We start from the raw sequence: 6,397 nt of genomic DNA on the forward strand, positions 1-6,397 counted from the left end.
CTCACTCCAAAATTTCAGAAACAACACCAGAACCAACAGTTCTACCGCCTTCTCTTATCGCAAAACGCAATCCCTTATCCATTGCTATCGGTACTTGCAATTCTACTTCTACACTCACATTATCTCCTGGCATTACCATCTCCTTCCCATCTAGCAATTTTATGCTCCCAGTTACATCCGTTGTCCTTAAATAAAACTGTGGCTGGTAATTCGCAAAAAATGGTGTATGCCTTCCTCCTTCCTCTTTCTTTAATACATAAACCTCCGCCTTAAACTTTCTATGCGGTGTTATCGTCCCCGGTTTCGCTAATACTTGCCCTCTCTCCACTTCTTCTCTTTTTGTTCCTCTTAACAATATTCCTACATTGAGTCCTGCACTTCCCTTATCCAGCAACTTCTTAAACATCTCAACACCTGTGCATATCGTCTTTTGCGTCGCTTGCAGACCTATTATCTCTATCTCTTCTCCCGCCTTTATCTCTCCCTTCTCTATTCTTCCTGTTACCACTGTTCCTCGCCCCGATATCGAAAATACATCTTCGATTGGCAATAAAAATGGTAAATCCACAGGCCTTGGTGGAACCGCTACATATTCATCTAACTTTTCCATCAATTTGTCTATTGATTTCTTTCCATATTCGCTGCTGTCATCCTCCAGCGCCTTGAGTGCTGAACCAACCACCACAGGCACTTCATCCCCTGGAAATCCGTATCTACTCAGTAATTCCCTCACTTCCATTTCTACTAAATCTATCATATCAGCATCAGCAACATCAGCTTTATTTATATACACCACGATATATCCAACACCTACCTGCTTCGCCAGCAATATATGCTCTCTCGTTTGTGGCATTGGCCCATCAACCCCCGACACTACCAATACCGCCGCATCCATCTGTGCTGCACCTACTATCATGTTCTTTACATAGTCAGCGTGTCCAGGACAATCAACGTGTGCATAATGCCTTTTTTCCGTCTGATACTCAACATGCGCTGTTGCTATCGTTATCCCCCTCTTCCTTTCTTCTGGCGCTTTATCTATCTGATCGTACGCTACAAAATTTCCATAATGCTTCGTTATCGCCGCTGTTAACGTCGTCTTCCCATGATCCACATGTCCTATTGTTCCCACATTTACATGCGGCTTTCCAAATGCTTCCACTATCGCTACCATAATTTAAACTTTTCTACCTAAAATACAAATACATCAACAAATAATATGTTGATTTTATAAAAATACAACAAAAAAAAGAGCGGATAGTGGGAATCGAACCCACGTCACTAGCTTGGAAGGCTAGAGCTCTACCATTGAGCTATACCCGCACAATGGAGGAGGTAGGATTCGAACCTACGTACGCTCACGCGGACAGATTTACAGTCTGTTACCTTTAACCACTCGGTCACTCCTCCGCAAAAATTTGTTAAGAGAATACTATTTTAGCATCTTAACTTAAGCTCTTACTGTGTTTAATACTAAACGCCTAAAATTAAAAAATCAAGCAATAAAACCTACCCTGATTAAAATCACGCAGATTTCATTTTATATAACACAATATTGTCAATAAAACGTTTAAACAAATAATGCGAATCATGCGTACCTGGCGCTTCTTCTGGATGGTATTGCACAGAAAAGACTGGGTAATCCTTCATCATTATTCCCTCTACACTATTATCAAATAGAGAAATGTGAGTAATTTCAACATTACTTAGAAGAGAAGCTGAATCAACAACGAAACCATGATTTTGGCTAGTGATCTCAACTTTTCCACTAATTACATCATAAACTGGATGGTTACTCCCTCGGTGACCTATATCCATCTTGATGGTCTTTGCCCCCAAAGTAATCGCAAGTAATTGATGGCCCATGCATATGCCAAAAATTGGTATTTTAGATTTTATAATGATGTCTATTTCTGAAACTACACTTTCTCCTATTTCTTGCGGATCACCAGGACCATTTGAAAGCACTATCCCATCTGGATTCATACTCAACACTTTTTGAGCAAAACCTGTGCTTGGTCTGATTAATTCAACTGTACAACCAAGTTCTATTAAGCGTGAAACTATACTGATTTTTACGCCAAAATCAACGATTACAACCCTATATTTTGCATTAAGGTCACTTTTAAAATTACTATGCAAGCTGACTTTATTGGTTATTTCTATCCCATTTACAGATTTGTATTCCTTCAATTTGTCCAACGCATGCGCCTTACTCGATGAGCATATCATTCCATTTTGAGATCCATGTTCTCTCAAATGTCTCGTTAAAGCTCTAGTATCAACTCCTGATATCCCAATCACGTTATTTTTCTCTAACCAATCATTTAAACTGACATATGAAGAAGGGTGGGACATAGAAGAAAGTTCACGCATAACCACACCACTTGCAAAAATTTTCTTTCCTTCATTATCCTTATGGTTTATTCCAACGTTACCAATGTGAGGAAAAGTGAACGTTATAATTTGATCGGCAAAAGAAGGATCAGTTATAGTATGCTGATAACCGGTCATACCAGTGGTAAAACAGACCTCACCTATGCACTTGCCTTTTTTACCTACTGATTTTCCCCAAAAGCACCTGCCACCTTGTAAAATTAAAACTGCGTCCTGCACTTCATTATCTATTTAACTGATTCAAAACAGTATACAAGAATTTCAAATAATACGTAACTCTTTCTAAAATTCCAAATTTAACCACGAAGCAGCAAAAAATAACATGAAAAACTTTTAATACAATCTTTCATATAAAATATATAGTTGACTACCTTCATATTTCGCATTAGATATAGGTGAATCATAAATAAAGTGGAGGGTAATAATGAACACCGGTACGAATCAATCAAAAAAAATAAATGAGAAGTGGTTAGCTGGAGGAATTGGCGCGCTATTATTTGTAATGATGCTACCATCGATTCTTCTTTTAGCAAAAATAGCTATAGGGCTAATTATGGTTTCAGTTGCGGCAGTAGCGATAAAAGTTGCCTTAAAAACAATATCGAATGCTTTAGAGGATAAACAGGCAGATCAAAGCCGAGCGACGCAACAAACAACACAAAGTAAAATTATAAACCTGGCTATTGGATTAACATCTATATTCGTAGGAGGATTATCACTATTCATTATAGCACAAACTGGCTTAATTGCAGCATGTGCAGCTATAACTGCTTTAGCTCTACACGAATATGTTAAAAATCAAGAAATAGGAAAAGAGATAAATGATAAATTCGATAAGGTAGCTGACGATACAATCAATTTTATTGTTAGCAGTGTTGAAAAACTTACTCCAACAAAGCCGCCAGGCATAACAGCCTAAACTGTCTCCGTTCAGGGCATAAGTGTTACAAGTAGCATTATATAAAGCGATTAATGGCATCCTCCTGATAATAGAATAATTGTATCTGTTCAGGGGCATCGCAAATATTGAAGCAAAAGTGGTCAGTGCTTACTATACGAATATTGTGATTTGAATCCACTAGGGAGGGTGTCATCCCAGTGCCCAGACACTGGGATCCAGGAATTTTGATTAGAGATTAAATTGGTGAGTATAAAAGTAGCTAATCCTACGTTAAAATACAACGTTTTTAATGGGACTGCGTAAAAGGGCTGGATTCCAGTGTCAAGCACTGGAATGACACCTTTGTGTTTGAGGCAAAACCTGCTATAACATTTCTTCGCAAACAAACGTTCGTACAGTTATGTATCAGCTACTTTCATGGCACCATTTGTTGTAAACTCACATTTCTCTATGATTATCTTTATTTGCCGCTTTCCCGAACGGATGCTCTACAGTTATTTCCTCATTAATAGAGCGAGGTGCACCGGAACCAGGTACAACAATATTCTCGTGCGATTGCGTATCCCTCTTTTCCTCACATGGTGTTTGCTTAATGAAATGTGCTGCTAAAACTTCATGTAAAGCTTTACCTTTTATAAGCACAGCCTCGTTTTGCTTAGCTAACTCTAAAATTTTCTTTGGTTCAACATCTTTACCGTCAATAGTTGATTTTTTAATACTAACTTGACCTAAATTTATATTTAGAACAACAGTACAGTTAAGGTCTTTTCCAGATTCATCTTTTGCGCCCCAACTAATTTCGATGTCACATATTGCAAATTTTGCAAAGGAGTAGTTCCTCCGTTGTTTCTCAATTGTTACTATTCTTTCACCATTGCTGTATACTTTTGCTCTTTTTACCTCGCTTTTCTCTTCTTCCATTCTTTTAGTTTTTTCAGTGAAAGGACGACTGGTTTCTAAACTTTGTTCAGGTTTAGTAATGTTGATATTAAGATGGTCATAATGATTAAGAAGACGGTTTGCATATGGACATGGCACATAACACCCATCAAAGAAAGCATTGCACTCCAGTTTTTAGAAATTCTTGTCCATCGCTCATTCCTTGACCAATTCGAATAAGATATCTACCCAACCTCTTTTTAAAATTTTCTTTTAACTCCTCCTGATCTTTAGAAGTAAGCTTCTTATCCAATATACCCATTATTTCTTTTCGCTTACTCAATACCACATAATTGAAGAGGAAAATATCATCCTCTCGATAATAATTTGCTATCTTGTCAAATGGATCTGCCGGCCAACCGTTATTATAATTTACGGAATCAGAAGAATCTTCACACTTATTATCCTTAAAATCAAAATTCAATCTTTCAAAATCTGATAATACTTTTTCTGCCCTATCTTCAAAAGACCGAAGTCCATCTTGAAGTTCTTTTCCATAACTCATTCCTTTGTCAATTTGAAGAACATATTGACCATATTTCTTTCCAAACTCCTCCTGTTCTTCGAGGAGAGGAAGATTCCTATCTAATATATCGATTATTTCTTTCCGCTTATTCAATATCACGTAATTAAAGAGGGAACTCTTCCCCTTCTTTTCATAATCGTCTGCTATTTTGTCAAAACACTTATTATCCTTAAACTCCAATTCCTCAAAATCTGAGAGCACACCTTGTACCTGAGTCTCATCGAATTGAAGATTTGCTTGAGGAGATAGAAGAGTCAACTCTTCTTCACTTTCCTTGGTACTCGAATTTTTGTACAAACCATTAAATAGATTTATAACACTAGAAAACATTTCACACCTCTATTGTTATAAGTAAACTTGATTATATCTTAATGCTAAATGTTGTAAAGCTAAAATTAGAAACTAAAAAAGCTAACATAAGTTCTGCATTGTTTGCAGCTTTATCAGCCTATTAGGCAGAATTATTAAAGAATTAGTTGAATAGGTATTATGATTCAATTTAACTCCATCCACAAGTTCTCCGCTTGTTACTCCAGTTGCAATGAACACTGATTCACCTCTTGCCATATCTTTTACGGCGTAGACTTTTTCTGGGTCATCAATATTTAAATTTTTTGCTCTTTCTCTTAACTGATCCGTATCAAGTACTAATCTTCCCTCCATCTGTCCGTCGATAGAGCTTAGCGCTGCAGCCGCAAGCACTCCCTCTGGTGCTCCTCCTATACCGATATACATATCATGATTGCCATTTACTAGTGAAACTATGGCCGCAACATCACCATCATCTATTAGTTTAATTTTTGCTCCTAATTTCCTGATTTTCTCTATTAATTCACCATGCCTTTCACGTTTAAGTACAGTTACCACGAGATCATTCACCTTGCATTTTTTTGCCTTGGCTAAATTGTCTAGATTCTTTTCAATGCTATTTTTTAGTGAGACTACACCCTCTGGAAGATTTTTTCCTACTACTATCTTTTCCATATAAACATCAGGTGCATGTAAAAAATTACCTTTTTTCGTTGCAGCAAGAACGGACATTGCCCCTGATTTGTAATGAGCACAAATCGTAGTGCCTTCAAGTGGGTCAACAGCAATGTCAATCTCGGGACCATTTCCAGTGCCAACCTTCTCGCCAATATATAGCATCGGCGCTTCATCTCTCTCACCTTCACCAATTACGATAGTACCATTTATTTCCATTGAATTTAATACTGTACGCATTGCATCAACTGCAACCTGATCAGCCTTTTTTTCATCGCCGAAGCCTGCTAGTTTATATGCAGCAAGCGCCGCAGCTTCGGTCACTTTAACTAATTTATAGGCTAAATCTTCCATCATTTGCTTTAAGAGCTATATTCAATATATATCATGCTGCTTGAAACTGCAATATGCCTTGACTGGTTGTGGGAAAGTTGCTATAATAAACTAACATATAGTAGTAGGGTTAGTTATGATATATAGTAATGATGATATTAGAGAGTTGTATCTAAATATAAATGAGACTGTAAAACAGAAGCCTCAAGCAAGTCTTGAAGAATTAAGTAAAGAGCTAAATGCAAGAATTGATCTAAGAACCTGTTTAAAATCTTCGTAATAGGAGAGAAATGAAGGAAAGGACAATCATTTGCAAG

The 6,397-nt window shown here is 37.2% G+C and carries 7 protein-coding genes and 2 tRNA genes; 2 read left to right on the plus strand and 7 right to left on the minus strand.

The window, feature by feature from the left end; genetic code table 11:
* Position 1: 1 nt before the first annotated feature.
* From tuf to carA, 4 genes are all read right to left on the minus strand, one after another.
* Positions 2 to 1,174, minus strand: a complete 1,173-nt coding sequence (gene tuf / locus OZD63_RS03265) for an elongation factor Tu (RefSeq protein ID WP_274980078.1) — start codon at positions 1,172 to 1,174, stop codon at positions 2 to 4.
* A 78-nt stretch (positions 1,175 to 1,252) separates the two neighbouring features.
* Positions 1,253 to 1,323 (minus strand) — tRNA-Gly (locus OZD63_RS03270).
* Positions 1,324 to 1,327: 4 nt separating this feature from the next.
* Positions 1,328 to 1,410 (minus strand) — tRNA-Tyr (locus OZD63_RS03275).
* 114 nt (positions 1,411 to 1,524) lie between these two features.
* Complete coding sequence (gene carA, locus OZD63_RS03280) at positions 1,525 to 2,616, minus strand: glutamine-hydrolyzing carbamoyl-phosphate synthase small subunit (RefSeq protein ID WP_274980077.1); 1,092 nt, start codon at positions 2,614 to 2,616, stop codon at positions 1,525 to 1,527.
* Between the two features lie 205 nt (positions 2,617 to 2,821).
* Between carA and OZD63_RS03285 the strand changes: the two genes are divergently transcribed.
* Positions 2,822 to 3,316, plus strand: a complete 495-nt coding sequence (locus tag OZD63_RS03285) for a hypothetical protein (RefSeq protein WP_275008108.1) — start codon at positions 2,822 to 2,824, stop codon at positions 3,314 to 3,316.
* Positions 3,317 to 3,736: 420 nt separating this feature from the next.
* On the opposite strand, the gene OZD63_RS03290 is transcribed toward OZD63_RS03285, so the two are convergent.
* The 3 genes from OZD63_RS03290 to glpX form a co-directional block, all read right to left on the minus strand.
* Complete coding sequence (locus tag OZD63_RS03290) at positions 3,737 to 4,336, minus strand: hypothetical protein (protein ID WP_275008109.1); 600 nt, start codon at positions 4,334 to 4,336, stop codon at positions 3,737 to 3,739.
* A 10-nt stretch (positions 4,337 to 4,346) separates the two neighbouring features.
* Positions 4,347 to 5,093, minus strand: a complete 747-nt coding sequence (locus OZD63_RS03295) for a hypothetical protein (RefSeq protein ID WP_275008110.1) — start codon at positions 5,091 to 5,093, stop codon at positions 4,347 to 4,349.
* A gap of 81 nt (positions 5,094 to 5,174) precedes the next feature.
* Entirely contained in the window at positions 5,175 to 6,101 is a 927-nt protein-coding gene (glpX, locus tag OZD63_RS03300) for a class II fructose-bisphosphatase (RefSeq protein ID WP_264705662.1), read from the minus strand.
* Positions 6,102 to 6,216: 115 nt separating this feature from the next.
* Between glpX and OZD63_RS03305 the strand changes: the two genes are divergently transcribed.
* Entirely contained in the window at positions 6,217 to 6,360 is a 144-nt protein-coding gene (locus OZD63_RS03305; protein ID WP_274980073.1) for a hypothetical protein, read from the plus strand.
* The last annotated feature ends 37 nt before the right edge of the window (positions 6,361 to 6,397 follow it).

Source organism: Wolbachia endosymbiont of Drosophila leontia (assembly GCF_028981785.1).
GTDB lineage: Bacteria > Pseudomonadota > Alphaproteobacteria > Rickettsiales > Anaplasmataceae > Wolbachia > Wolbachia pipientis.